This window comes from Mesorhizobium sp. XAP4 (assembly GCF_029269325.1).
GTDB lineage: Bacteria > Pseudomonadota > Alphaproteobacteria > Rhizobiales > Rhizobiaceae > Mesorhizobium > Mesorhizobium ciceri.
The window spans coordinates 747,816-773,863 of record NZ_JARIXW010000002.1 but is presented as its reverse complement, the minus strand read 5'-3'; the positions used below and the strand labels follow the sequence as shown (position 1 = coordinate 773,863).

General features: G+C 64.1%; 22 protein-coding genes, 1 tRNA gene and 1 pseudogene. 16 read left to right on the top strand and 8 right to left on the bottom strand.

Features of this window, described 5'->3' with window-relative positions; translation table 11 throughout:
- Positions 1-119: 119 nt before the first annotated feature.
- Positions 120-821, top strand: a complete 702-nt coding sequence (locus P3C39_RS12700; protein ID WP_127370704.1) for a YafY family protein — start codon at positions 120-122, stop codon at positions 819-821.
- Positions 822-832: 11 nt separating this feature from the next.
- Here P3C39_RS12700 and P3C39_RS12695 read toward each other — a convergent pair whose 3' ends face one another.
- Entirely contained in the window at positions 833-1,942 is a 1,110-nt protein-coding gene (locus P3C39_RS12695) for a Gfo/Idh/MocA family oxidoreductase (RefSeq protein WP_275953232.1), read from the bottom strand.
- Between the two features lie 155 nt (positions 1,943-2,097).
- On the opposite strand from P3C39_RS12695, the gene P3C39_RS12690 reads away from it, so the two are divergent.
- The 9 genes from P3C39_RS12690 to phnN all read left to right on the top strand — a co-directional run bounded on the left by P3C39_RS12690 (position 2,098) and on the right by phnN (position 11,828).
- Complete coding sequence (locus P3C39_RS12690) at positions 2,098-2,943, top strand: MurR/RpiR family transcriptional regulator (RefSeq protein WP_024502014.1); 846 nt, start codon at positions 2,098-2,100, stop codon at positions 2,941-2,943.
- Positions 2,944-3,084: 141 nt separating this feature from the next.
- Positions 3,085-5,019: a 5-dehydro-2-deoxygluconokinase gene (gene iolC / locus P3C39_RS12685; protein WP_275953233.1), complete on the top strand. Its 1,935-nt coding sequence runs from the start codon at positions 3,085-3,087 to the stop codon at positions 5,017-5,019.
- Between the two features lie 34 nt (positions 5,020-5,053).
- Entirely contained in the window at positions 5,054-6,904 is a 1,851-nt protein-coding gene (gene iolD, locus P3C39_RS12680) for a 3D-(3,5/4)-trihydroxycyclohexane-1,2-dione acylhydrolase (decyclizing) (RefSeq protein ID WP_275953234.1), read from the top strand.
- Positions 6,905-7,018: 114 nt separating this feature from the next.
- On the top strand, positions 7,019-7,936 hold the full coding sequence (iolE, locus tag P3C39_RS12675) for a myo-inosose-2 dehydratase (RefSeq protein WP_063169768.1): 918 nt from the start codon (positions 7,019-7,021) through the stop codon (positions 7,934-7,936).
- A 58-nt stretch (positions 7,937-7,994) separates the two neighbouring features.
- The gene (locus P3C39_RS12670; RefSeq protein ID WP_027161053.1) at positions 7,995-8,213 is read left to right on the top strand and encodes a hypothetical protein; all 219 of its coding nucleotides are present in this window, start codon (positions 7,995-7,997) and stop codon (positions 8,211-8,213) included.
- 150 nt (positions 8,214-8,363) lie between these two features.
- Positions 8,364-9,176: a 5-deoxy-glucuronate isomerase gene (iolB, locus tag P3C39_RS12665; protein ID WP_275953237.1), complete on the top strand. Its 813-nt coding sequence runs from the start codon at positions 8,364-8,366 to the stop codon at positions 9,174-9,176.
- A 153-nt stretch (positions 9,177-9,329) separates the two neighbouring features.
- Positions 9,330-10,037 carry a DUF1045 domain-containing protein gene (locus P3C39_RS12660; RefSeq protein ID WP_275953238.1) on the top strand — a complete coding sequence of 236 codons (708 nt, stop codon included), beginning with the start codon at positions 9,330-9,332 and terminating at the stop codon, positions 10,035-10,037.
- 13 nt (positions 10,038-10,050) lie between these two features.
- On the top strand, positions 10,051-11,202 hold the full coding sequence (locus P3C39_RS12655) for an alpha-D-ribose 1-methylphosphonate 5-triphosphate diphosphatase (RefSeq protein WP_275953239.1): 1,152 nt from the start codon (positions 10,051-10,053) through the stop codon (positions 11,200-11,202).
- Positions 11,199-11,828, top strand: coding sequence for a phosphonate metabolism protein/1,5-bisphosphokinase (PRPP-forming) PhnN (gene phnN / locus P3C39_RS12650; protein WP_024502021.1), 630 nt, complete (start codon positions 11,199-11,201; stop codon positions 11,826-11,828). The genes P3C39_RS12655 and phnN overlap by 4 nt, the downstream gene beginning before the upstream one ends.
- Positions 11,829-11,833: 5 nt before the next feature.
- Here phnN and P3C39_RS12645 read toward each other — a convergent pair whose 3' ends face one another.
- From P3C39_RS12645 to P3C39_RS12635, 3 genes are all read right to left on the bottom strand, one after another.
- Positions 11,834-12,829 (bottom strand): ABC transporter permease, encoded by a 996-nt coding sequence (locus P3C39_RS12645; RefSeq protein WP_027161057.1) that lies wholly within the window; start codon positions 12,827-12,829, stop codon positions 11,834-11,836.
- A 51-nt stretch (positions 12,830-12,880) separates the two neighbouring features.
- Positions 12,881-14,425 (bottom strand): sugar ABC transporter ATP-binding protein, encoded by a 1,545-nt coding sequence (locus P3C39_RS12640; RefSeq protein WP_275953522.1) that lies wholly within the window; start codon positions 14,423-14,425, stop codon positions 12,881-12,883.
- Between the two features lie 172 nt (positions 14,426-14,597).
- Positions 14,598-15,560 (bottom strand): sugar-binding protein, encoded by a 963-nt coding sequence (locus P3C39_RS12635; RefSeq protein WP_013528381.1) that lies wholly within the window; start codon positions 15,558-15,560, stop codon positions 14,598-14,600.
- A gap of 558 nt (positions 15,561-16,118) precedes the next feature.
- On the opposite strand from P3C39_RS12635, the gene P3C39_RS12630 reads away from it, so the two are divergent.
- From P3C39_RS12630 to P3C39_RS12620, 3 genes and pseudogenes are all read left to right on the top strand, one after another.
- Positions 16,119-17,237: a LacI family DNA-binding transcriptional regulator gene (locus P3C39_RS12630; RefSeq protein WP_275953241.1), complete on the top strand. Its 1,119-nt coding sequence runs from the start codon at positions 16,119-16,121 to the stop codon at positions 17,235-17,237.
- A 1,010-nt stretch (positions 17,238-18,247) separates the two neighbouring features.
- The gene (locus tag P3C39_RS12625; protein WP_013528384.1) at positions 18,248-18,640 is read left to right on the top strand and encodes an MAPEG family protein; all 393 of its coding nucleotides are present in this window, start codon (positions 18,248-18,250) and stop codon (positions 18,638-18,640) included.
- Between the two features lie 192 nt (positions 18,641-18,832).
- Positions 18,833-18,952 (top strand): annotated as a pseudogene (locus tag P3C39_RS12620) (DUF899 family protein); the annotation flags it as partial.
- Between the two features lie 51 nt (positions 18,953-19,003).
- Here P3C39_RS12620 and P3C39_RS12615 read toward each other — a convergent pair.
- From P3C39_RS12615 to P3C39_RS12605, 3 genes are all read right to left on the bottom strand, one after another.
- Positions 19,004-19,080 (bottom strand) — tRNA-Arg (locus P3C39_RS12615).
- A 132-nt stretch (positions 19,081-19,212) separates the two neighbouring features.
- Positions 19,213-20,139, bottom strand: a complete 927-nt coding sequence (locus P3C39_RS12610; RefSeq protein WP_275953242.1) for a DUF1003 domain-containing protein — start codon at positions 20,137-20,139, stop codon at positions 19,213-19,215.
- A 688-nt stretch (positions 20,140-20,827) separates the two neighbouring features.
- Positions 20,828-21,715, bottom strand: a complete 888-nt coding sequence (locus tag P3C39_RS12605) for a D-alanyl-D-alanine carboxypeptidase family protein (protein ID WP_127366568.1) — start codon at positions 21,713-21,715, stop codon at positions 20,828-20,830.
- Positions 21,716-21,931: 216 nt separating this feature from the next.
- Between P3C39_RS12605 and P3C39_RS12600 the strand changes: the two genes are divergently transcribed.
- The 3 genes from P3C39_RS12600 (at position 21,932) to P3C39_RS12590 (ending at position 25,696) form a co-directional block, all read left to right on the top strand.
- Positions 21,932-23,746 (top strand): methyl-accepting chemotaxis protein, encoded by a 1,815-nt coding sequence (locus P3C39_RS12600; protein WP_275953244.1) that lies wholly within the window; start codon positions 21,932-21,934, stop codon positions 23,744-23,746.
- Positions 23,747-23,864: 118 nt separating this feature from the next.
- Positions 23,865-24,965, top strand: a complete 1,101-nt coding sequence (locus P3C39_RS12595) for a hypothetical protein (RefSeq protein ID WP_275953245.1) — start codon at positions 23,865-23,867, stop codon at positions 24,963-24,965.
- A 110-nt stretch (positions 24,966-25,075) separates the two neighbouring features.
- On the top strand, positions 25,076-25,696 hold the full coding sequence (locus P3C39_RS12590; RefSeq protein ID WP_013528389.1) for a nucleoside triphosphate hydrolase: 621 nt from the start codon (positions 25,076-25,078) through the stop codon (positions 25,694-25,696).
- Positions 25,697-25,738: 42 nt separating this feature from the next.
- Here P3C39_RS12590 and P3C39_RS12585 read toward each other — a convergent pair whose 3' ends face one another.
- Positions 25,739-26,047, bottom strand: coding sequence for a hypothetical protein (locus P3C39_RS12585; RefSeq protein ID WP_275953246.1), 309 nt, complete (start codon positions 26,045-26,047; stop codon positions 25,739-25,741).
- Position 26,048 lies beyond the last annotated feature (1 nt).

Below are 26,048 nucleotides of genomic sequence, written 5' to 3'. Positions count from 1 at the left end.
TGCCGCCTCGCTCCGCCAAACCGCAGCGGAACCTGTTGATTTTCAATTCGATAGGCGCTCCTATAGGTCAGCCCAACTGACGATGGTGTGTCAGTTGTGATGGAAACCGGGCGAGAAAAATGCGCAAGGCGTCGCGCCTGTTCGAGATCATCCAGATCCTGCGGCTGGCGCGGCAGCCGGTGACGGCAGCGACGATCGCCGAGCGGCTGGAGGTGACGGTGCGCTCGATCTATCGCGACATTGCCGCCCTGCAGGCGATGCGCGTGCCGATCGAGGGCGGGCGCGGCATCGGCTACATCCTGCGTCCCGGCTTCGACCTGCCGCCGCTGATGTTCTCGATCGAGGAGATGGAGGCGATCGTCCTGTCGCTGGCGCTGCTGGAGCGCACCGGCGACAGCGAGCTCAAGCAGGCGGCCAAGCGCGTCAGCGCCAAGATCGCCGGCGCGGTGCCGCCGCCCTTGCGCCAGGTATTCGACGCCAATGCGCTGCATGCGTGGGGGTTCGCCGCGCCTTCGACCGGCGCGATCGACCTTGCGCTGGTGCGACGCGCCATCCGCGACGAGGAAAAGCTCGACCTCTCCTATCGAGACGAAATGGGCCGCGCCTCCGAGCGCCTCATCCGCCCGATCGCGCTCATCTACTACGCCGAAACCGCCAACATCGTCGCCTGGTGCGAGCTGCGCCAGGCGATCCGCAATTTCCGCAGCGACCGGATCGCGGATTGCCAGGCGACCGGGTTACGCTTCAAGGGCGAAGGCGACCGCTTGCGGCAGGTCTGGGTGAATGGATGGGAGACGAACGTCGCTGCCACGGTCGTTTGAGCGGGCTTATATCACCGTACGTCCACCCAGCGCTTTTCCTCGAACGAGCGCGCCATCGCGTGCACCGTGCGCTCGATCTCCAGCCCTTCGGCAAACTCGATGAGCCGCGCCGGCCTGCCCTCAAGCCGCGTCAGCAATTCGTGGCACTCGATGATCTTGAGATCGTTGAAGCCGAGGCCATGGCCCGGCGCCGGCACGAAGAGGTCATAGGGCTTGTGGTGCGGCGCCACCAGGATGGTGCGGTAGCCCTGTTCGGTCGGCCGATCTGATGTGAGGTAGAGCTGGAATTCGTTCGATCGTTCCTGGTCGAACAGGATCGACCCCTTCGAGCCGAAGATCTGGACGGCGATGCGGCCCTTGCGGCCCCAGGCCGAGCGGTTGACCAGCAGCGTGCCGGCAATGCCGTTTTCCAGATGCATCAGCACGCTGGCGATGTCGTAGGTCTCCACCGCGCGACGGCCGCCACTGGCCAGCTTGCGGTCGGCATAGGGTTTGGCCATGTCGCAGATGACACTGGCGACGCGGCCGAACAGGGCTGAGACCAGCGACAGCGGATGCACGGCGAAATCGTCGAGCGCGCCATAGCCGGAAGCTGCTTCGTGCTTCCAGAAGAACAGCGCCTCCGGGTCGGCCATGAAGTCCTCGTCCATCTCGATGCGCAGATGGTTGACCTCGCCGATGATCTTCTCTTCCAGCAGCGCGCCGATATGGCGGATGGCCGGGCTCTGGATGTAGTTGTAGCCGAGGGCCGCGACCTTGCCGGACTTTTTCGCCGCGTCCGCCATCGCCTCGGCCTCGGCAAAGCTCGGCGCCATCGGCTTTTCGCACCACAGATGCTTGCCTGCCTGAAGAACCGCGATGGCCATTTCCGGATGGAACTGGTTGGGCGTGGTCAGCGAGACGATGTCGACTTCGGGATCGTTGACGACGGCGCGCCAGTCGCCCGACGCCTTGGCGAAACCGAACTCGCCCGCCTTGCGCCGGGCAAGCTCTTCATTGACCTCGCCGAGATGGACCAGCCGTGGCTTGGCCACGTCGGGAAAGACGGCGCTGACGGCACTCCATGCAATGGCGTGACACTTGCCCATGAAACCCGTACCGATGAGACCGACGCCGACCATTTTCCGTTTCTCCACTGCTTGAAGCGCTGCGTGGATGAATTAGTCCATTTTCTCCTGAAATGGAATGTCTGCCTCATTTTTTATGGTGTTCTTGCGCAGGCTCGCTATGATGAGGCACAGAGGACGCTTCACGCATGAGCCTGGACAGAGCGACGATGGACGAACGGGTACCTCGCGATTTCGAGACGCTGCGCACCACCATCCTGGAGCGACGCGAAAGCCTGCCGAAACGCATCGCCCAGATCGCTGCCCATGCGCTCGACAATCCCGACGATATCGCCTTCGGCACCGCCGCCAGCATCGCCGCTTCGGCGGGCGTGCAGCCTTCGACCCTGATCCGATTTGCCCAGCAGCTTGGCTTCGATGGTTTCACCAGCCTGCAGCAGGTGTTTCGCGAGCGGCTGCGCGAGCGCAACTCATCCTATGACGAAAGGCTGCAGGCGCTGCGCGTCAAGGCTGAGGGAGGCGCCGGCCACCGGGCGATCTTCGACGGCTTCGTCGCCGCCGCCTCGACCTCGCTCAACGACATCTCGCGCACGCTGGACGAAGCGCATCTGGAAGACGCTATTTCCCTGCTGGCAAAGGCGGAAACCATCTATGTGCTGGCCAAGCGGCGCTCCTATCCGGTGGCGTCCTACATCGCCTATGCACTGGGCAAGCTGAAGATCCGCAACCAGCTGATCGAATCGGCGGCCGGGCTGAATGCCGAGATGATCGGCTTCGCCACGCCGGCGGATGCCGTCATCGCCATCTCCTTCTCGCCCTACGCGCCCGCCACGATCGAGGAGGCGCGCAGCATTTCGGAACAGGGCGTGCCGATCGTCGCCATCACCGACAGCTCGTTTTCGCCGCTCGCCCAGTTCGCCAAGGTCTGGTTCGAGGTTGCCGAGGCCGATTTCGCCGGCTTCCGCTCACTGTCGGCGACAATGGCGCTGGCCATGGCACTGACCGTCGGCGTCGGCGAGAAGCGGCGCGATACGGGCCGCAAGCGCAAGGCCTGATCCACCGCCGAAAAGGTACTTTTCACCGAAGGAATGCTCATTCCATATTGACTATGGATTGGAATTATTATTTCATATTCCCGGCGCCACGCTGCCGCTCGCGCGTGTACCCCAACACAACAAGGCCGACGGGAGGTTCCAATGAGCGAAGCCGTGGACGCTGAATACGCGCCGCTCGACGTCATCACCATCGGTCGCGCTTCCGTCGACCTTTACGGCCAGCAGATCGGCTCGCGGCTGGAGGACATCACCTCCTTCGCCAAGTCGGTCGGCGGCTGCCCGGCCAACATCTCGGTCGGCACCGCCAGGCTCGGCCTGCGCTCGGCGCTGCTCACCCGCGTCGGTGACGAGCAGATGGGCCGCTTCATCCGCGAGCAGCTGACGCGTGAAGGCGTCAATGTCGACGGGCTCAAGACCGACAAGGAGCGGCTAACCGCGCTGGTGCTGCTGTCGGTCGAGGACGAAGGCGTCTCGCCGATGATCTTCTATCGCTCGGACTGCGCCGACATGGCGCTGGCGCCGGAAGACATCGATGAGGCCTTCATCGCCTCGGCGCGCTCGATCGTCGTCACCGGCACGCATTTTTCCAGGCCCAACAGCGATGCCGCGCAGCGCAAGGCGATCGGCATCATGAAGGCCAAGGGCGGCAAGGTGGTGTTCGACATCGACTACCGGCCGAACCTGTGGGGCCTCGCCGGCCATGCCGAAGGGTTCGAGCGCTATGTGAAATCGGACCGGGTCTCGGCGCAGCTGAAGACGGTGCTGCCCGACTGCGACCTCATCGTCGGCACCGAGGAAGAGATCATGATCGCGTCGGGCGCCGATGATTGCCTGAGCGCCTTGAAGACAATCCGCTCGCTGTCGTCCGCCACCATCGTCCTGAAGCGCGGCGCGATGGGCTGCATCGTCTATGACGGACCGATCAGCGACGATCTCGAGGACGGCGTCGTCGGCAAGGGATTTCCGATCGAGATCTACAATGTGCTCGGCGCCGGCGACGCCTTCATGTCGGGCTTCCTGCGCGGCTGGCTGGGCGGCGAAGACCATGCGACGGCGGCGACCTGGGCCAATGCCTGCGGCGCCTTCGCCGTGTCGCGGCTGCTCTGCGCGCCGGAATATCCGACCTTCGAGGAGCTGCGGTTCTTCCTCAAGAACGGCAGCAGGCATCTGGCGTTGCGCAAGGACGAGGCGATCAACCACATCCATTGGGCAACGACGCGCCGGCGCGACATTCCCTCGATGATGGCGCTCGCCTGCGACCACCGCGTGCAGCTCGAGGATGTGGCGGCGAAGGCCGGTGCCGATCCCGCACGCATCCAGGATTTCAAGGTGCTGGCGGTCAAGGCGGCGGCGAAGGTTGCCGCCGGCCGCGACGGCTACGGCATGCTGATCGACGAGAAACACGGCCGTAAGGCGATGTTCGAATTCGCCAGGCATTCCTTCGCCTGGCTCGGGCGGCCGGTGGAGCTGCCGGGTTCGCGGCCGCTGCGCTTCGAATTCTCGCAGGACATCGGCTCGCAGCTCACCGAGTGGCCGGTCGACCATTGCATCAAATGCCTGTGCTTCTATCATCCCGACGATCCGGCGGCGCTCAAGGACGAACAGCAGCAGAAGTTGCGCGCGCTGTTCGAAGCCGCGCGGAAGGTAGGCAGGGAGCTTCTCATCGAGATCATTGCCGGCAAGCATGGCAAGCTCGACGACACGACGATCCCGCGCGCGCTGGAGGAACTCTATGCGCTCGGCATCAAGCCGGACTGGTGGAAGCTCGAGCCGCAGGCGTCGAGCGGCGCCTGGGCGAAGATCGAGGCCGTGATCCTGAAGCACGACCCCTGGTGCCGCGGCGTCGTGCTGCTGGGCCTGGAAGCGCCGCAGGACGAACTGGAAGCGGCATTCGCCGCCACCGCCAAGGCACCCATCGTCAAGGGTTTTGCCGTCGGCCGCACCATCTTCGTCCATGCGGCCGAACAATGGCTGGCCGGCAGGATATCGGATGACGAGGCTATCGCCGACATGGCGCAGCGCTTCGAACAGTTGACGGATGCGTGGCTTGCCGCGCGCGGCCGCAAGGCGGCATAAGAAGGCGCGGAATAGGACTGCGGAGGAAAACACCATGAGCAAGACAATCCGCCTGACGATGGCGCAGGCGCTGACCCGCTTCCTGTCGCGCCAGATGACTGAGATCGACGGTAGCAAAGTCCCGATCTTCGGCGGTCTCTGGGCGATCTTCGGCCACGGCAATGTCGCCGGCATCGGCGAGGCGCTCTATCAGGTGCGCGACGAACTGCCGACCTTTCGCGCCCACAACGAACAGGCGATGGCGCATGCGGCAATCGCCTACGCCAAGGCCAATTTCCGCCGCCGCTTCATGGCCGCGACCTCTTCGATCGGCCCCGGCGCGCTCAACATGGTGACGGCGGCGGCGCTCGCCCATGTAAACAGGTTGCCCGTCCTGTTTTTGCCAGGCGATGTCTTCGCCAACCGCATCCCCGACCCGGTGCTGCAGCAGGCCGAGGATTTTTCCGACGGCACGGCGACGGTCAACGACTGCTTCCGTCCGGTTTCGCGCTATTTCGACCGCATCACCCGGCCGGAGCAGATCATTCCTGCGCTGAGCCGTGCCATGGCCGTGCTGACCGATCCGGCCGAATGCGGCCCGGTGACGCTGTCGCTCTGCCAGGACGTCCAGGCCGAGGCCTATGACTATCCCGAGAGCTTTTTCGCGGAGCGGGTCTGGCACCAGCGCCGGCCGCGCCCGGATCGCCAGGAACTGGCGGCCGCGGTCGCCGCGCTCAAGGGTGCAAAAAAGCCGTTGGTGATCGCCGGCGGCGGCGTCCTCTATTCGCAGGCGTCGGACGAACTGGCGAAATTCGCCGAGAGCGGCGGCATCCCGGTCTGCGAGACGCAAGGCGGCAAATCCTCGCTGCCGGACAACCACCCGCTCAACATGGCGGCGGTCGGCGTCACCGGCACTTCTGCCGCCAACCGACTGGCTGAGGAAGCCGATGTCGTGCTGGCCATCGGCACGCGCCTGCAGGATTTCACCACCGGTTCGTGGGCGCTGTTCAAGAATTCGGGCAAGACCATCATCGGACTCAACGTGCAGCCCTTCGATGCCGGCAAGCACCGCGCCCTGCCGCTGGTGGCCGATGCGGCCGAGGGCCTGGCGGAACTCGGTGCTGCGCTGAAGGGCTGGAAGGCGCCGGCAAGCTGGACCGACAATGCGTCCTTCGGCAAGAAGGCCTGGACGGTCGAGGCGGCCAAGGTGACGGCGTCGACCAATGCCGCCTATCCGTCCGATGCGCAGGTGATCGGCGCGGTGCAGCGCGCCATGGGCTCCGGTGTGACGCTGCTGAATGCCTCCGGCGGGTTGCCGGGCGAATTGCACAAGCTTTGGCAGGCGGGCGCGCCCGGCTCGTACCATGGCGAATACGGCTTCTCGACCATGGGCTACGAGATTGCCGGCGGGCTCGGCGCCAAGATGGCGAAGCCCGGCGAGGAGATCGTCGTCATGATCGGCGACGGCTCCTACCTGATGATGAATTCGGAGATCGCCACCTCGGTGATGCTCGGCCTCAAGCTGACCATCGTGCTGCTCGACAACCGCGGCTATGGCTGCATCAACCGGCTGCAGATGGCGACCGGCGGCGCCAACTTCAACAATCTGCTGAAGGACTCGCGCCACGAGGTTCTGCCCGACATCGACTTCGCCGCGCATGCGGCGAGCATGGGGGCGATTGCCGAGAAAGTGCCGTCGATCGCCGGGCTGGAAAACGCGCTGGCACAAGCCAGGAAGAATACGCGCACCACGGTGCTCGTCATCGACACCGACCCGCTGGTTTCCACCGATGCCGGCGGTCACTGGTGGGATGTGGCGGTGCCGGAAGTGTCAGTGCGGCCGCAGGTCAACGCGGCGCGCAAGGCGTATGACGAAAAGCGGCAGATGCAGACCATCGGCGATTGATAGAGGCGCCGAAGCTCCTCCTTCTCCCCGTCTCTACACGGGGAGAAGATGCCGGCAGGCAGATGAGGGGCGGCGCCAACGAGCAAGAAACTGTTTTAGGACCGGAGTGACGACTTGAAAGCCAAACTGGGCATGTCCCCCATTGCGTGGTGGAACGACGATCTTGCGGAGCTCAGCGATGACGTGTCGCTGGAAGAATGTCTGCGCCAGTCGCGCTCGGCCGGCTTCACCGGCATGGAGATGGGCCGGCGTTTTCCCAATGACCCCGAAATCATGCTGCCGATCCTGAAGGCCGCCGACGTCACGCTGTGCGGCGGCTGGTTCTCGGGCACGCTGGTCGATGGGGAGATGGCCGACAACAAGGATCGCATCCAGCCGATGATCGACCTGTTCAAGGCGGTGAACGCGCCTTGCATCGTCTATGGCGAGGTTGGCCGTTCGATCCAGGGCGACCGCTCGAAGCCGCTGGCGACCAAGCCGAAGCTGTCGGACGACGAGATGAAAGCCTATGCGAAGCGCCTGACCGAATTTGGCGAATGGTGCGCCGAACAGGGCATGCCGCTGTCCTACCACCACCACATGGCGGCGGTGGTCGAGACCGAGCCGGAACTCGATGCCTTCATGCGCTATTCCGGAGCCGGCATTCCGCTGCTGCTCGATGCAGGCCATCTGGCATTCGCCGGCGGCGACGTGCTGCGCGCCATCGACAACCACCATACCCGGATCAGCCATGTGCATGTGAAGGACGTCCGCATGGGGGTGATCGAAAAGCTCGACCGCACGAAGCAGTCCTTCCTCGACGCGGTGGCGCTCGGCGCCTTCACCGTGCCGGGCGACGGTTCGCTGGACTTCGGCGCCATCGTGCAGCGCTTCGCCGACCATGGCTATGAGGGCTGGTTCGTGGTCGAGGCCGAGCAGGACCCGAAGAAGAACCCGCCGCTCAGGATGGCGCAAGTGGGCTACAAGGAATTGATGCGCGTCATGACGGCGGCCGGATACACGGTCGAGACGCAAGGCTTTCCAAATGTCTAGTCTCCCAATGGCTGGTGCGACGGGTTCCCGGCGAGGCCGATTGCTGTAGATTGGCCCGATGAAAGATTCCGAACACCCCTTCTTCCGGCCTTTGTGGCGGCGTGTCGCCGTCGTCGCGGTCTGCGTCATCTGGTCGATCATCGAGTTCGCCACCGGCACGCCGTTCTGGGGCATGATCGCGCTCGGCTTCGCCGGCTACGCCGTCTGGCAGTTTTTTTATCTCTACAAGCCTGCTGACGAGGCGAGGCCTCCGGTCGGGCCCGAGCCGAAGGAGTGACTGATCGCATGCGTCGGCGGTTAGCTTCCAGTGCTTCTAACTTCGTCATCCTAGGGTCTCCGCGACGGAGCTTCGCTCCTGCTACGCCCTAGGGTGACGAAGTTGAGAGGCTTCGGCCGATCTCGAAGATTTGCGATAGGAGAGACAAAAATGTCGAAGCTGCTCGTCAAAGCCGACAAGGGCCACGGTCGCGTCGCCCATGTGACGCCGAAAAGCGCCGGCTGGACCTATGTCGGTTTCGACCTGCATCGGCTGAAGCCCGGCGAGAGCGCCTCCGGCAAGACGGAGGATCGCGAAGTCTGCCTGGTGTTCGTCACCGGCAAGGGCAAGGCTTCAGCCGGCGGCAAGGATCTCGGCCTGCTCGGCGAGCGCATGTCGCCCTTCGAGGGCAAGCCGTGGTCGGTCTACGTGCCTGAGGGTTCGGACTGGTCGGTGACCGCGGACACCGAGCTGGAGCTCGCGGTCTGCTCGGCGCCGGGTCTTGGCAGCGGCCTGCCGGTTCGCGTCATCGGACCGGACGATCTCGGCCAGGAGGTGCGCGGCAAGGGCACCAACACGCGCTATGTCACCAACATATTGCCGGAGGGCAAGCCGGCCGATTCGCTGCTGGTGGTCGAGGTCATCACGCCCGGGGGGCATACGTCGAGCTATCCGCCGCACAAGCACGACCAGGACAATCTGCCCGCTGAATCCTACCTCGAGGAAACTTACTATCACCGCCTCAACCCGCCACAGGGCTTTGCCTTCCAGCGCGTCTACACCGACGCCGACAAGAACGGCCATCGCGCGCTCGACGAAGCAATGGCGATCGAGGATGGCGATGTCGTGCTGGTACCCAGGGGTTATCACCCCTGCGCCGCCTGCCATGGCTACGACCTCTATTATCTCAACGTCATGGCAGGACCGAAACGGACGTGGAAGTTCCACAATGCGCCCGAGCATGAATGGCTGATGAAGGCCTGATCGGTCGCTGCGTGAGCACTCGCTCCCTGGTCCAGCACGAAAAAATCGTCGGCTAATGACCCCGCCGCAGCGTTTTGTTACCTGAAAGCCAGCAAGGCTTCGTCAATTCGTCATGGAAATCACCTATGGCAGCGAAGCTGACAAGGACTTTCCATGCGCTACGCCCTCTATTTCACTGCCCGGCAGGACGAGCCACTGGCGCGGATTGCCGCCGACTGGCTGGGCCGCGACCCGTTTGGCGCCGCCACGAGGCCGGTCGAAGCGGTGGCCGACCTGTCGGCGGCGGAAGTCGCTTTCCACACCGCTTCGGCGCGCCGCTATGGTTTCCATGCGACGCTGAAAGCACCGTTCCGCCTGGCTGCCAACGAGACGGAAGTCTCGCTGCGCGCCGCACTCGACCATTTTGCCGAGGTGACGCCGGTGGTGACCATCCCCCGTCTGGTGGTCAGCCAGATCGACGGCTTCTTCGCACTGGTGCCGGAAGGGCCAGTGCCTGCGCTCAACCGGTTCGCCGATGACGTGGTGCGCGACTTCGACCGGTTTCGCGCACCGCTGAGCGAGGCGGAAATCGAGCGGCGCAGCCCGGATTCGCTGAAGCCGGCCGAGTTCCGCAATCTCTGCCAATGGGGCTACCCCTATGTCTTCGAAACCTTTCGCTTCCACATGACGCTCTCCGGCCGGGCGGGGTCACAGGAGAGCCCGCGTTTGCGCGCAGCGATCGACAGCCTGTTCGCGGAAGTGCTGCAACAGAAGGTGCTGGTGGATGCGCTGACCTTATTTGTCGAAACCGAACCGGGTGCGCCGTTCATGGTGCTCTCGCATCACGCGCTCGGGCGCCGCCCGGCCAGAAAAACCGCCTGAAGGACTGCCTGAAATGACCGCCGAGACTGTTCTCCACAATGCCCGCATCGTGGTTGCCGACGAGATCGTCGAAGGTTCGCTGGTGCTGCGCGACGGCTTTATCGCCGGCATCGAAGCCGGCGCAAGCCTTGGCTCTGGCCGCATCGGCGAGGATATGGGCGGCGACTATATTATTCCCGGGCTGGTCGAGTTGCACACCGACCATCTCGAAGGCCATTACGCGCCGCGGCCCAAGGTGCGCTGGAATCCGATCGCCGCCGTGCTCGCCCATGACGCGCAGGTGGCAACCGCCGGCATCACCACCGTGCTGGACGCCTTGCGCGTCGGCATGGACGAAGACGCCGACCTGACATCGGCCGACATCCGCAAGCTGGCCGACGCGATCGAGGACAGTGTGAAGCAGGACCGTCTGCGCGCCGACCATTTCATCCACCTGCGCTGCGAGGTTTCGGCTCCGGACTGCCTCAGGGCTTTCGCCAATTTCGACGGCGACGAGCGGGTGAAGCTGACATCGCTGATGGATCATGCGCCAGGCCAGCGCCAGTTCGTCAATCTCGAAACCTATGCCTACTATTACCAGCGCAAGCTGAAGCTGACCGATCGCGACTTCAAGGTGTTCTGCGAAAAGCGGATGGCCGAATCGGCGCGCAATTCGGCGCCGAACCGGGCGGTGATCGCCGCCGCCTGCCAGGAGCGCGGCATCGTGCTGGCCAGCCACGACGACGCCACATCGGGCCATGTCGACGAAGCGATCGAGCAGGGCGTGCGGGTCGCCGAATTCCCGACCACGGAAGAGGCCGCCAGGGCCTCGAAAGAGGCCGGGATGGGTGTGCTGATGGGCGCGCCAAACGTTATGCGCGGCGCCTCGCATTCGGGCAATGTCTCGGCCCGTACGCTGGCCAGCGACGGCCTGCTCGACATCTTGTCGTCCGACTACATTCCCTTCAGCCTGATCCAGTCGGCGTTCTTCCTCGGCGATGTCGTCGAAGGCATTTCCCTGCCGCAGGCCGTCGCCATGGTGTCGAAGAACCCGGCCGATGCGGTTGGCCTGACCGACCGCGGCGTCATCGAGCAGGGCCGCCGCGCCGATCTGGTGCGGGTGCGCGTCGACGACCATGTTCCGGTCGTGCGCACCGTGTGGCGGCAGGGACGCCGGGTGGCATGATGGTGTCGGCACTGATCGAGCGGGAACTTTCGGCCGAGACGTTTCCGATCCGCGATGGCGTTTTCGTGGCCGTCGTCGGCCCAAGCGGCGCCGGCAAGGACACGGTGATCGGCTACGCCCGCAACCATTTTGCCGACGAAACGCGGCTGGAGTTCGTCCGCCGGGTCATCACCAGGCCGAGCGATGCCGCAAGCGAGGATCACGACACGCTGGCCGACGCTGCCTTCGCCGAAGCCGAAGCCGATGGCGCCTTCGCCATTTCCTGGGAAGCACACGGCTTGCGCTACGGCATCCCCGCCGATGTCGACTGGTCTGTCGCCAATGGCCGTGTCGCTGTCGCCAATGTGTCGCGCGCGATCATCCCCTCCTTGCGCGAACGCTATGCCAACCTGGCCGTCGTCGAGATCACTGCCTCGCCTGAAGTGCTGGCCGAGCGTCTGGCGATGCGCGGCCGGGAGTCCCGCGGCGAAGTGCTGGCGCGGCTGGCACGCAGCGCCAATGTCACTCTGTCCGGGCCCGGCGTCACCTCGATCGACAACAGCGGCCCGCGCGAAGCCGCCGGCGAACGCTTCGCCGAGGTGCTGCGCAAGGCGATGGCCTTTTCCGACATGTCGGGCCTGATCTAGGCTAGCTATTCCGCAGCCTGGCCCGCCACGCCCTTGCGGGTGGCGTCGACCATCAGCCGCCGTTCCCGGAACACGCCCCATTGCTGGTCGACCAGCACGCCGATGAGGATGACGCCGCCCATCACCGCGAAGTTGAGCGAGGACGGGATGCCGAGCAGGTTGACGAGATTCTGCAGCTCCTGCAGCAGCACCGTGCCGAGGATGACGCCGATCAGCGAGCCTTCGCCGCCGCGCAGCGAGAAGCCGCCGAGCACGGCGGCGGCGATGGCGTAGAGTTCGTAGAACTGGCCGTGGCTGGCCGGCGAGATCGAGCGCGTGTACATGGCGAAATAGATCGCCGACAGCGCCGTCAGCACACCGCAGATGACATAGGCGGCGATGACGACACGGCCGGTGCGGATACCCGAATATTTCGCCGCCTCCTCGTTCTTGCCGATGGCGTAAAGATAGCGGCCGAACACCGAGCGGTGCAGCACCACCCACATGACGATCGAAATAACGATCAGCGCGATGAAACTGTTCGGCACGCCATAGGAGCGGCCGGCGGTGAGGAATTCGAGCTCGGGAAAATTCTGGCCGAACGCAAAACCCGCCGTGCCGTCGGCAGTGTAGAAGCGGGCGACACCGCGGTAGATCAACAGGCCGCACAAAGTGACGACGAAAGGCTGCAGCTTGAGCCTTGTGATCAGCCAGCCATGCACCAGGCCTATGATGGCGCCGAGGAACAGGATCAGCACGAAGGCCAGCGGCCAGCCCACCTCGCGCACGGCGATGAAGTCGATGAACAGCGTTCCAAGCAGCGCGACCACCGAGCCGACCGACAATTCGATGCCGCCGGTGATGATGACGAAGGCCTGGCCGATCGACAGGATGCCGAACAGGCCGATCAGGTTCGAGGTGTTGGCGAGGTTGATCGGCAGCAGGAAGCGCGGATTGATGATCGCCACGATCGCCCCGACCACCAGGATCAGGATCAGCAGGCCGAGATCTTTCTTGCTCATCGTCGTCTCCCCAATGCCTGAGCAGATCGCGCTTGCGCGACCCCGGCAAAACTACTTCGGCTGCTTGCCCACCGCCAGCAGCAGCACGTTTTCCTGGCTGAACCGGTCCTTGTCGAGAATGCCGGAGATTTGGCCCTCATGCATGACGGCGATGCGGTCGGACACGCCGATCACCTCTTCCATGTCCGACGAGATCATCAGCACGGCGACGCCGGCATCGGCCAATGCGCGCATCAGGCCGTAGATTTCCGCCTTGGCGCCAATGTCGATGCCGCGCGTCGGCTCGTCGAGGATCATCACCTTGGGGTTCATGGCCAGCCACTTGCCGAGCACGACCTTCTGCTGATTGCCGCCCGACAGCGTGCCGGTGCGCGTCTGCACCGAAGGCGCCTTGATGCCGAGATCTTTCTTCTGCTTCTCGGCGGTGGAGGTCTCGGCGCTTGAGGACACCAGGGAGCGGCGCGCATGCGCGGGCAGATTGGGCAGCGAAATGTTCTGAGCGATCGACAGGTCGAGCAGGATACCGGTGAGCTTGCGGTCTTCCGGCACCAGGAAGATGCCGTGCGCGACGGCGTCGGCCGCGGAGCCCAGCGCAAGCGGCTTGCCGTCGAGTTCCAGCGCGCCGCCGAGCTTCGAATCGATGCCGAAGAACACCCGCGCCAGCTCGGTGCGGCCGGAACCGACAAGACCGGCGAGGCCGAGGATTTCGCCGCGCCTGACGTCGAGATCGACCGGGCGGCCGGGATAGGCAGGGGTGCGGATGGCCTTGGCCGCAAGTGCTACGGCGCCGGGCGCACGCGCCGCTTCCGAGGCCTTCTCGCGCTCCTTCAGCATGCGGCCGATCATCAGCTTGACCATCTGGTCGTGGCCGATATCGCTCTTCGGCAAGGTGCCGGCCAGCATGCCGTCGCGCAGCACCACGACGCGGTCGGCGACGCGCTCGACCTCGTGCAGGCGGTGCGAAATGAAGATGACGCTGATGCCGTCGGCCTTCAGCGCCTTGATGACGTCGAGCAATTTGTCGGTCTCGGCGAGCGGCAGGCTGGATGTCGGCTCGTCGAGGATGACCAGCCGCGCCTCGATCGACAGCGCCTTGGCGATCTCGACCATCTGCTGCTGCGCCAGCGACAGGGTCGCAACCGGCGTGTCGGCGGAAAAATTGGCGCCGACGCGCTTCAAAAGCGGCGCCACCATGGTGCGCAGCTTTGCGCGGTCGACGAGCTTGAGCGGCCCGGCGCGCAACGGCTCGCGGCCGAAGAAGATGTTGGCGGCGACGTCCAGATTTTCGAACAGGTTGAGTTCCTGGTGGACGAAGGCGATGCCCGATCCCAGGCTGGCTTCGACGGAGAGCCTGTCATGCGCGGTGCCGTCGACGGTGATCGTGCCGCTGTCGGGCCTGGTGACGCCGCCGAGGATCTTCATCAACGTCGATTTGCCGGCGCCGTTTTCGCCGACAAGGCCGATGACCTCGCCCGGCCTGACCTCCATGGAGAAGCCGTCGAGCGCGACGACGCCCGGATAGGTCTTGCGCACGTTCTCAAGGCTGAGGAACGGGGCGGTCACGGACGCAGCAATGGATGTGTCGGAATAATTCATCATGCCTGACAGCGATTGGCGGGCCAATTTCTGAGCATGATCTTTTCCGAGAACCGGCTTCCACTTTTCGGGATCATGCTCTTGGCTTTTGGCAGACTGACGATCCTCGCGGTGTTCGTCAATGCGAGCAGCCGGCCCAAGCGACGTTGAGCCGGCTGAACTGCTTCAAGTCTTAGTTTCCGGCCATCGCCTTCAGATTGGCGGCGTAGGCGTCGACGTCATCCTTGCCGATGATCTTGGTCGGGATGATGATGAGGTTGCCTTCCGGGATGCCCGACTTGTCGCCCTTGAGATAGGCAGCCATCAGCTTCATGCCCTGATAGGCCCATTCGAAGGGCTGCTGCACGACGGTGGCGGCAATGGTGCCTTCCTTGACGCCGCCCAGCGTGATCGGATCGTCATCGAAGCCGACGACGGTGATCGAGCCGAGCTTGCCGGCATCGCGCAGCGCTTCATAGATGCGCGGCGTGTTGTAGGAGTAGAAGCCGACCATGCAGGTGACGTCGGGGCTGGCGACCAGCGCGTCCTCGACATTCTTCTTGGCGCGCGCCTGGTCGATGTCGTCGCCGCGCACGTCGATCAGCTCGATCTTGGTGCCGGCGAGGCCGTCCTTCATGCCCTGGATGCGCTCCTTGGCATTGTCGGCGCCGAGCAGGCCGACGAAGCCGAGGCACTTGCCGCCATTGGGCATCGCCTTCTTGGCGATTTCGGCCGCCTGCTTACCGGCATCGACATTGGACGAGCCGATATAGGCGACGCGCTTGGTCTGCGGGGCGTCCGAGTCGGTGGTGAACAGCGCCGTTTCCGAGGCGATCTTGTTGAGGCCGTCGGTCGAGGTCTTGGGATCGACGGCCGAGACCATGATGCCCTTGACGCCGGCGGTCACCAGATCGTCCATCAGCCGCTGCTGGATGGCGACCGAGGACTGCTCGGGGTATTTGAGCTCGAGCGTGTAGTCGGGCAGTTCGCCCTGCGCCTTCTTGACGCCGGCTTCGGCGGCCTTCCAGAAATCGGAAGCGCCGTTGACGACGAAGGCCAGCGTCGGCTTGTCGTCGGCGCGCGCGATTGCCGTGGCCGACAGGCCAAGCAGCAGCGCGGTCGCGGCTACGGATGCATTTCGTATCAAGGATTTCATGTTCAACCTCCCGTTTGGCTCAGTCGTTGGACCGGCCGATCTTGCACTGACCTGATTTGCCGTTTGCAGCGTGGACGCCCTCCTCCTCAAAGGGATTCCCGGCACCGAAAGAATGGCGTCGCTCCAGCCACGACAGTGACCTTAGAGACTCATCCTTCGTTCGTAAATAGTCCGATTTGTCTGACATATCACATATCCGAGACAAGGTTTGCGGAGATAGGATCCGCTCGCCACCGGGCCATTTGTCGTACTCTCCCGCCGCGCCGGACGTGACCGGCCGGACGCGACGATCGACGGTACAGCGCATTTTTGTATTAGTAAACAGTATTAGTTCCGATCCAATGCCAGCGGTTTCGCGGTGTGCCCGCTGGCGTGCCGACCTCACCGCTGGGCCGCCGCCCAAGCCTTTTGTTAATTGAGCTTTCGCTTGTATGGAGATGCGTGGTGGATGGACCTTCGGCGTACTAATAGTTATAAACGAGCCTGACGTTATCCCTATAAATCGACGGCGTCACGCCACCTTGCCGGCCTGACCGGCCTGCCAGACTGGGATTTGCCATGAGCGAGACGACGGATCAGGTAATCGACACGGCGAGGCGCCGCAAGGCGCCGGCCAAGGGCGCCAAGGGCCGCGTCACCATGATCGATATCGCCAGGGCAGCCGGCTGCTCGCAGGCGACCGTTTCCTTCGTGCTCAACAACTCGCCGGGGATCAAGCTGTCGCAGCAGACCCGCGAACGGGTGATCGAGACCGCACGGACCCTTGGCTACACCGCGCCTGCTTTCGAGGCGCTTCACCCGGCGTTGCCTGCCTTCGGGGGGCCGGCTTTCGAAGGGCTGGACGGCGTGATCGGCTTTGCCGTCGACCAGCTGGCCACCAGCCCGGAAGCCGTGGTCGCCATCGAGGGCGCGCGCCAGGCCTCGTGGAATGCCGGCAACGTGCTTCTGGTGGCGCAGACGCTGGGCGATTCCGTCATGGAGCCGCGCGCCATTTCAGCACTGACCAAGCGGGGCATTTCGGCGCTGATCTACATGACCATCTTCACCCGCGAGATCACCGCGCCCGACTATCTCTACGGCCTCGACATCCCGGTGATCCTGCTCAACTGCTACACGGCGGACTATGCCTTCCCGGCCGTGGTGCCGAGCGAGATCGCCGGCGGCCAGAGCTCGACCCGCCATCTGATCAGCCACGGCCACCGCCGCATCGCCACCATCACCGGCGAGCCGTGGATGCAGGCGGCACAAGACCGGCTGAAAGGCTACCGCCGCGCGCTCGCCACCGCCGACATCCCGTTCGATCCCGAACTGGTGGTCGAGGGCGACTGGTCGGCCAGCGCCGGCTACGCCGCCACCGTCAAACTCTTGGCGCTGAAGGACCGGCCAACCGCCATCTTCTGCCAGAACGACCGCACCGCGATCGGCTGCTACGAAGCGCTGAAGGAAGCCGGCCTGCACATCCCTGGGGATATTTCCGTGGTTGGCTACGACGACGAGGAAATCGCCAGGCATTTGTTCCCGCCGCTGACGACCTCGATCCTGCCGCACATGGCGATGGGCCAATGGGCGATCGAGCAACTGGAAGCGCCGGCAGCGCCTGGACGGGGGCGGTATCCGATCACGAAGCTGGAGTGCCCGCTGGTGGAGCGGGAGAGTGTGCGGGGAGTGGTAGGGTAACGCGACTCGGCGGGCCCGCGCTGGCTTACCTTCGACCGTTAGGGAAACCTGACCAGTGGGACGAAGAGCTGATGGCGGCAATGCAGACAATTCTTGCGCGGAAGGGGGTCAAGGTCGAAGCCCGAGACATTCATTCCCATTGGTGCAACAGACCGGCACGGTTGCGAATTTGGGGTTGGACACGCCGTGCCGGCCAGTGCTGGACACCCCAGCCCGATTACGCTACCGGCACAACAGGAATCCAGCAATTAAGCCTGATGGTCTAGATCGCGAGTACAGAGCCTGTTCTCGCGCTTCAGGGGGCCTTTTTACCACGGGCATTACTTCTCCTCCGGGCAGTCCAGCAGCTTCGCATGGCGATGCATTTCTTCGCACCCGTCCGACAAGGCCGGGCTTGAACCATTCCGCTTTGTCTTTCTTCAGGCCTTCGGCACTGGTCCGCTAACGTGCCCTGCACGCGGTCCCACAGGCAGTTGCGTCTGCCGAACTTGAAATTGACGTTGGCGGTGCCGACTTGCGGAATCGGCTGTCGTTTCCTGGAGAAAGCAAAAAGCCCGCCACCTTTCGGCAGCGGGCTTTCCAAAACTGTAACTCTCTTGGTTAATCGATAATCCCGGATGAGCTGGGCGAAGCCGTCACTGACGACAGTCGCTCACGCTTCGTGAAAACGGGCTTCTGATAGATTTTCTTCATCGACATTCCCCTTTGCCAATAATGTGTCACTCTTTGCCTTCCGCCGGGCAGCGTGTCAATCGCGCAACAAAATGCCGCCACCTTTCGGCAGCAGGCCGGTCACGGCGGTATGTCGATGGCCGTCACCGCCTCCACGGAAGGGACGCTGATGGCATTCCAACTTGCCCATCGTTTTCGGATGATTAACAAAAAGGGCAATTATGTAACTGACAAACCCGGCTCTTATTGGCGCTGGCTGTCAGGAAAGATCTGCCTGCGCCTTGCCCTTGCCGATAACCTTTGCTTGCCTACTGTCCCGACCATGAGAGGAGGCAAACATGGAACGGCTTTACCCGGTAGCTCTCGTGACGCTGTTTTGTAGCTTGATGATATTCGGAATGGCGGTGACGGTCGCGAGAACCCATAAGAAGACTGGCATACTGGCGCCCGCAATGACCGGCGACCCGCTCCTTGAACGAACCATCCGGGCACATGCCAACGCGGTGGAATGGTTTCCTATCTTTATGCCGTCGATGTGGCTGTTCGCGATCTACTGGAATGCCGCGTGGGCTTCCGGCCTTGGGCTGCTCTGGATGATAGGTCGGATTGCATATTTCGTAGGGTATCGCACCGCACCCTTGAAGCGCTATCCCGGCTTCTTCGTCCAGTCGATTGCAGCCTTCGCGCTGCTTTTTGGCGCTCTGGGCCGGATCATCTATCTGATGCTCTAGGCGCTCCCCAGCCGCGGGAGAACGGCACGGTGCCTCATAAGTGGAGATAGGGCGCACCCCCTCCGGTCGGTGTCGGGTCGGTAACATTGCTGGACGCGTTCGAGGGGCGCCAAATGCTCATCGCCTCCTATTACATGTGGTTCGACGGCCGGCCGGCAGCCGAGCAATGAGGGGTGCACCTTCTTCACGACGCAGGTGGCCCATTCGCGGGCTCGCGACACCCTCGCCGCCGAACGCTGGCGGTTGCCCTGGCTGGCGGTTGAGAAGAATTATGCCTTTGAAGGGCTGAAGGGCCGCGTGAGCCTGCTCGACCGCAAAGCTGCCCACGACAAACGCAGTGCCCCGAAACGGTCCTGAAATCATTGGCGCACCCGACAGGATTCGAACCTGTGACCTCTGCCTTCGGAGGGCAGCGCTCTATCCAGCTGAGCTACGGGTGCTTTCCGGAATCCGGAAAACGAACCAGCCGGTGAACCGGCAAGTCACGGCTTCTTAGCGGAAGCGGGCGCGGGCTTCAACGGGCAATTGGCGATTGGCGTAGCGACTTGGGCCGGGTGCGTCCAGGCTGCGGCCTATGAGGTTCCCGCCCCCGCCTTCACCGTCCGCCTTCCGCGCACCGCCCGCTTCGGCTTCTTGGCGCCCGCCAGTTCGTGCATCGCGTCCAGCTGCATCTGCTGCATTTCGGCCAGGCGCGTCCATTGGCGCGAGATGAGGTAGTCGAGCTTTTCGTGCAGATGGCGCACTTCGAGCTCGGCCTTGAGGTTGACGCGGTAGTCGTTGAAGGAGCGCAGGCGGTCCTTGGACTCCTGCCGCCGCTGGCTCATCATGATGATCGGCGCCTGGATGGCGGCGATGCAGGAGAGCAGCAGGTTGAGCAGGATGAAGGGATAGGGATCGAAAGCGGCGCTCATGCCGGCGACCAGATTGATGCCGATCCACACCAGAAGCACGCTGCCGAACGAGATCAGGAACCACCAGCTGCCGCCGAAGGCCGCCATGCTGTCGGAGACGCGGTCGGCGAAGGTGCGGTGCTCCTCGAATTCTTCTTCCGAGTTTTCGGAAATCGTGTCCTGCCTGGCGATCGATTCGACCACCTGGCGGTCGAGCTCGGAGAATTCGCCGTGCTCCTGCTGCAGCAGCTCCTCCATGTAGCGCATGCGGTAGCGGCCGAGCTCGGCGCGGCTGATGCGGGCGCCGGCCGGCAGGTCGGGATGGTCCGAGCGGATGCGGTCGGCGAGGCTCGGGCGCAGCGTGTCGATGCGCACCAGATCGCGCTTGCGGAATTTGCGGCCCGATATCGCCGACGGCTTTTTCTTCGGCTTGCCACGGTGGGCGCCGGGGCCTGCCGGTTCGGAGTCCGGCACTTCGGGCGTGTCGAAGTGTTCGTCCGATACCGGATCGGCCTCCAGCTCACCGACGATCGGCGCCTCGAAATACTCGCCGCCGTCATCGTTCTGATTGTCTGCCGCCTGTTCGGGCGTTTTGGGGACGGTGCTCATGGTGGGCTCCTGAGGGTGCTGGGCGACGATAGACAGAGGTGGCGGCGCATAGCCAGCGCCGGGCACGGATTTCGCAGGCCGGACAAGTGTTTTTGATCGGAGAAGGCGATGTGGCTGGCGGCGGCTCGCGCCTCGGGGCGGGTGGAGACGTTCGAAATTGGCCGGAGCGGGAAGAACTTGCCCGATGTTTGCGCCAATCACCCCCCTCTGTCCTGCCGGACATCTCCCCCTCAAGGGGGGAGATTGGCTGTTGTCCCGGCTTTCGCCAATTTCCACCGTCACAGGAGTGAGCGGAGCGCCGAAGCTGCCAATCTCCCCCCGGGTTGAGGAGCGGTCCGCGCAGCGGGCGGAAAGCCAATTGCTTGGCTTTCCGAGCGACGAAGATCCGGCAGGACAGAGGGGGGCGCTGTCCCCGCCAAGGTGCACAAGGTTCTGCAGGGCGGCGGGCAACAAAAAACCCGCCTTGCGGGCGGGTCACGTTTCCAGTCGATCAATTGGCGCGACTCAGCACCATACCGAAAACAGTAGCATAGCTGCCCTCAGGGTCAAGAAAAAATTCCTATCGACATCCATCCCCGCGCAGCCAAGCGCGATGCTTGCTACCGGCAGCTCGCCCTTCGCAGGCTCAGGGCGTTCGTCGTTCAAAAAGCCAAGCAATTGGCTTTTTGTCCGCTACGCGGACCACTCCTCACTGTTCCGCGAACATCAGCCTGGTCTTGGCGCCGTCCGTGGTCGGCGACAGGCTGCGCTGGATCAGCGCTTCGACATGGTCGTTGCGCTGGCGGGCTGAGTCGGCGCCCATCACCACGACGATCAGATTGCGGCCGTCGGCATTGTAGGAGGTGACGATGTTGAAGCCGGACGCCCTGATGTAGCCGGTCTTGATGCCGTCGACGCCGCGCACGCGGCCGAGCATGTCGTTGTGGCCGCGCACCAGCCGGCCGCGGAACATGAAGTCGCTTTCGGAGAAATAGTGGAACTGCTGGGGAAAGCGCTGATGCAGCGCCATGCCGAGCACCGCCATGTCGCGCGCCGTCGTCATCTGGCCATCGTCGGGCAGGCCCGACGCGTTGCGGAAGGTGGTGCTGGTCATGCCGAGCTGGCGCGCCTTGGATGTCATCATGGCGGCGAACTGATCCTCCGAGCCGCCGAGATATTCGCCGACCGCCACCGCCACGTCGTTGGCCGATTTGACGACGATGGCGCGGATCGCGGAATCGACGTCGATGCTTTCGCCGCGCCGGAAGCGCATCTTGGTCGGCGGCTGCGAGGCGGCATGGTCCGACACCGGGATCTGCGTCTGCTTGCTGACGCGGCCGGAGTCCAGCGCCTCGAACAAAAGATACAGCGTCATCATCTTGGTCAGCGAGGCGGGGTAGCGCTGCGCCGTCGAGCTGACCTCGAACAGCTGCTTGCCGGTCCTGGCGTCAACCACGATGGCCGCATATTTCTGCGCCGGCGCCGGCACGGCCAGCACGCTGTCGGGCGGCGTCGTGGCGCAGCCGGCCAGCAGCACCAGCAGGGCTAGTGCCGCAAAAACTCTCTGGATGAGCGGAAGGGGACGCAGGTAGGACAAGGGCTGGACTGTTCTGGGTCGGCTGTTGCTGAGATGAGACGACGCTAACGTAACGCGGCTGTTGCGTCCATTTGGTTAATGCCGGTTAGCCCCAGGATTGTCGAGCCTCGCAAGCTTGGCATCCGCCCCGAAAACGCCGGTTTTCCCGTGTCTTTGCTTGCCAAGGCCGCGTTTCCCGTGGGAAGGGGCGTGGTATCGAGGGCTTGGGGGCTTGGCATGACGAACATCGGGGCCGGGGGCGCTGCGCCCTCGCTTATCAGGGCATCACTCAGCCGCACCGGCAAATGGGCCGGCAGCGTCGCCTTTGTCGGGGGTGCCGTATCCGACATCCTCAATCCGCTGGCGCCGTTCGCCGCCTATATCGCGCTGGTCGCCGCGGTGGCCGCAATCATCATCGCCATTGCCATCGTGCTCCGGCTGGTGCTGGCGGCCAAGGCGCTGCCGGCCTTGATCTTCGCCACCAGTGCGGCCGCCGTCGCCGGCGGCGTCTACGGCCTGCAGCAGCAGACCAACGCCCAGCACGGGGTGATCGCCAGCCTGGTGCCGGCCATTGCCGGGCTGCAGCAGTCGATGGGCATCGTTACCGAGAAAGTTGCGAAGATCGAGCAGACCGTCACGCAGACGCAAAAGACGGTGGAGGCGGTCAAGCAGTCGACCGACACGGTGGCGAAAAAGACCGACGAGATCGCGTCCGTCCAGCAGCAGCAGACTGAGCAGACGGCGGAAGTGCAGAAGACCACCGACGAGGTGAAGAAGGAGACCGAGACGCTGGTCGCCGGCCAGGCGCAGCAGCAGGCCCAGACCGAGAAGCTGCAAGCGACGACGCAGCAGATCGCCGCCTCGATCGACATCATCGCCAAGGGCTTTGCCGCCTTGGCCGCGCAGGGCGGGGCGATCGCCGAGCCGAAGCGGCCGGACGAATTCTACCACAATGCCCGAGTCTACGAGCTGTCCGGCGACATGCTGAATGCGCGGCGCTCCTACCTCGCCTTTGCCGGCTTCGACGTCGACGCCATCGACCCCTACACGCGCTTTGCCACGCTGCTTCGGGTGCAGGACGGCAAGGCCGGCGCCCGCGAGGTGTTCGGCGCGCTTGCCGACAAGGGCAAGGCGCTGTCGATCAAGCTCGTGCATATCCAGCAGTTCGACGACGCCCAGCGCCTGGACAAGCTCAACGCCTTCATATCAGCCAATCCGGATTTCGCGCCGGCCTATTTCCTGTTGGCGCAGGAGTTTTCCGAAGACCGCCTCGGCGCCCAGACGCTGGCCGACAAGCGCAACGAGGCCAAGGCGCTGACCAAGTTCACGTCCTACGAGAAGGATGGCGGGCTGCTCAAATATTTCGTCGACCAGACGCAGTTGGCCGACTGGCTGGACCGCAGCCGCAGCCGGCTGGCGGCGCTTGGCGACGTGCTCGACCCCGCCCGCTTCGTGCCTTCGCTGACGCCGATGCGCTCCAACCAGGGCTGGTCGATGACCATCTCGCTGCCCGAGCCGGCGACCGCCATCTCCTGGCGCATGGGCGACAGCGGTCCGTTCACCGACACCGGTTTCCTGGCCATGAACGACCAGACGACCGGCAAGCCGATGGCCAATCCGAGCTTCGAGATGCCGGACAGCACGGTGGCGGGGATCATTGCGATCAAATATCTCGACATCAGGGGCCGCGAGACCGGCCCGTTCGACATCCGCTTCGACCCCGAGACAGCGCTTCAGCAAGGCAACAAGCAGATCCTCGACCAGTTCTGGACCTCGTGGATCGCCTTCGATGCCAGCGGCAACCACGGCCTGGTCTATTTCACCCAGATGCTGTCCTACCGCTGCGCCATCAAACAGGTGCATTACAGCCTGAACGGCGCGGCACTCGACAAGGAGATCAAGATGCCGCCTTGCGACAAGAAGGACCCCTACGCCATCCCCTACGATTACCAGCCCTATTTCAAGGTCGCCGACAGCGTGAAATCGATGTCGGTGCAGGTTACCTACACCGACGACACCAAGTCGCCGGTGCGGGAATACAAGCGACAGTAGCTCACCCTCCCCTTTGTGGGGAAGGTGAAAGGGCGCTGATGCAAAATGCCTGTCGCGGCGCTTGCGCAACCGCCGCCGAACGGTTCAGTTTGCGCCTTCAGAATCGGTGACAGCGCAAATGACCATCCACACCATCAAGGCCAGAGGCATTTCGGTTTCGCTCGACCTCACGGTCGGCCACATCGCCGACATGGTCGTCGAGGGCGGCGGGCGGCAGCTGAAGCCGCTGCATCGCGCGCCCTGGGTCGATGCGAACGAGACGCTGCCGAAAGACCTGCCGGAAGGCACGGTTCGGCTGTCCGGCGATTTCCTCTGCGCGCCGTTTTCGCGCAGCGATGTCGAGGAAGCGCCGCTGCATGGCTGGACGGCCAACAGCGCCTGGGATGTCGTCGAAAGTGTCGCGACCGACGATGGCTGGCGCGCCGTCTACCGCTTGCGGCACGAGGTGATGGGCGCTTCGGTCGACAAGATCCTGACTCTGCGCGACGGCCATCCCTTCCTCTACCAGGAGCATGTATTTTCCGGCGGTCATGGTGCCATCTCGGTCGCCCATCACCCGATGACGGCCATGACCGGCGGCGGCAGGCTGGCCTTTTCGCCCAAACGTTTTGCCGCGACGCTGGACGATCCGCTGGAGCCCGATCCCGCACGCGGCCGCTTCATGCTCGCCTATCCGGCTCGCTCCACCGATCTCGGTCATTTTCCCGCCGCTGGCGGCGGCACGCTCGACCTGACGGAATACCGCATGGATGACCGCCGCGAGGATTTCATCACGCTGGTCGAAGCCGACCATGGCGGGCCGGGATGGACCGCGCTTGCACGACAGGCCGAGGACGATCTGGTGCTGGTGCTGAAGAACCCGGCCGAACTGCCAATCACCATGCTGTGGTTCAGCAATGGCGGGCGCGACTACGCCCCATGGAGCGGCCGCCACCTTGGCGTGCTCGGCATCGAGGATGGCCGCGCTGCCGTCGGCCATGCCGCCTCGATCGGCGACAACTGGCTGAAGCGCGAAGGGGTGGCGACCGCTTTTGCGCTGGGCGAAGGCCAAAGCGTGTCCTTTCGCCACGTCATCGGCGTCCTGCCGCTGTCGGGCGGCGAGCCGCCGCGGGACGTCACGACGGCGGATGGCCGCATGCGGCTGCAAGCCGGTGGTTCGACGCGGGAGGTTCCCTTCGACAGCGATTTCCTGCGCATTGGCCAGCCGCTGGCCTCGTAGGTGTGATTGCGCGGCCGCAGGGTTTGAAATTTCCGTGAACTGTCGCCAAGATGTGGCCGAAATCATCATGCGGAACATGGTGGATCTGAAGCTCTGCCAGAGAGGCTCTCATGTCCGAAATCGCCCATCTCGCCGCCACCATCTTCAAGCGTGCCGGCAAGGCAAACCGCTTCATCGTCGCCATTGCCGGTCCACCGGGCGCCGGCAAGTCGACGCTGTCGGCAAGGCTGCATGAACTGCTGCCCGAAGGTGCAGCGGAGGTCGTACCGATGGACGGCTTCCACTATGACGACGCCGTGCTCGAGCGGCGCGGTCTGCGCGCGCGCAAGGGCGCGCCGGAAACCTTCGACTTTGCCGGTTTTGAGGCCTTGCTGAAGCGTATCCGTGCCGGTGAACCCGACATCGCCATTCCGGTCTTCGACCGCAGCATGGAACTGTCGCGCGCCGCAGCCTCGATCGTCGCCACAGAAACCAAGTTCATCCTGGTCGAGGGCAATTACCTGCTGCTCGACGAAGAGCCGTGGTCGCGGCTGGCGCCGCTGTTCGATTTCTCGATCTTCGTCGACGTGCCGCGCAACGAGCTCGAGCGCCGCCTGATGGAGCGCTGGCACGAGCATGGCCGCTCCGATGAAGATGCGCGCGCCTGGATCGCTTCCAACGACCTGCCCAACATCGAGCGCGTGCTCGCGCGGCGCAGTGCCGCCGATCTGGTGATCGGCCTTTCCGCTTGATTCGACGGATTGTGCAAGGGGAACCTTAAGACTTTCAGGCCGTTATCCCGACATGACAATTGTGCCAAAAGAGGGATTCGGTCCAATGGCAACCAAGGCAAAAAAGCCTGCGCCCGCCAAGGGCAAGGCGACCCAATCCAAAATCGGCGCCGGCCCGGCGATGACAGCCCGTTCAAAGGACGCCAAGCCGGCTTTCGGCAAGGCAGCGCCGAAGAAAGTGGTGCCGGCCGCAGCGAAAGCCGCGCCAAAAGCCGCAAAGCCGAAGAAGCCCGCGAGTTCCAGCGACTCCTTAGGCGGCAGTGCGATGCGCACGGCCAAGGCCACGGCCAACGTCGCTGCCGGCGCGGTCATG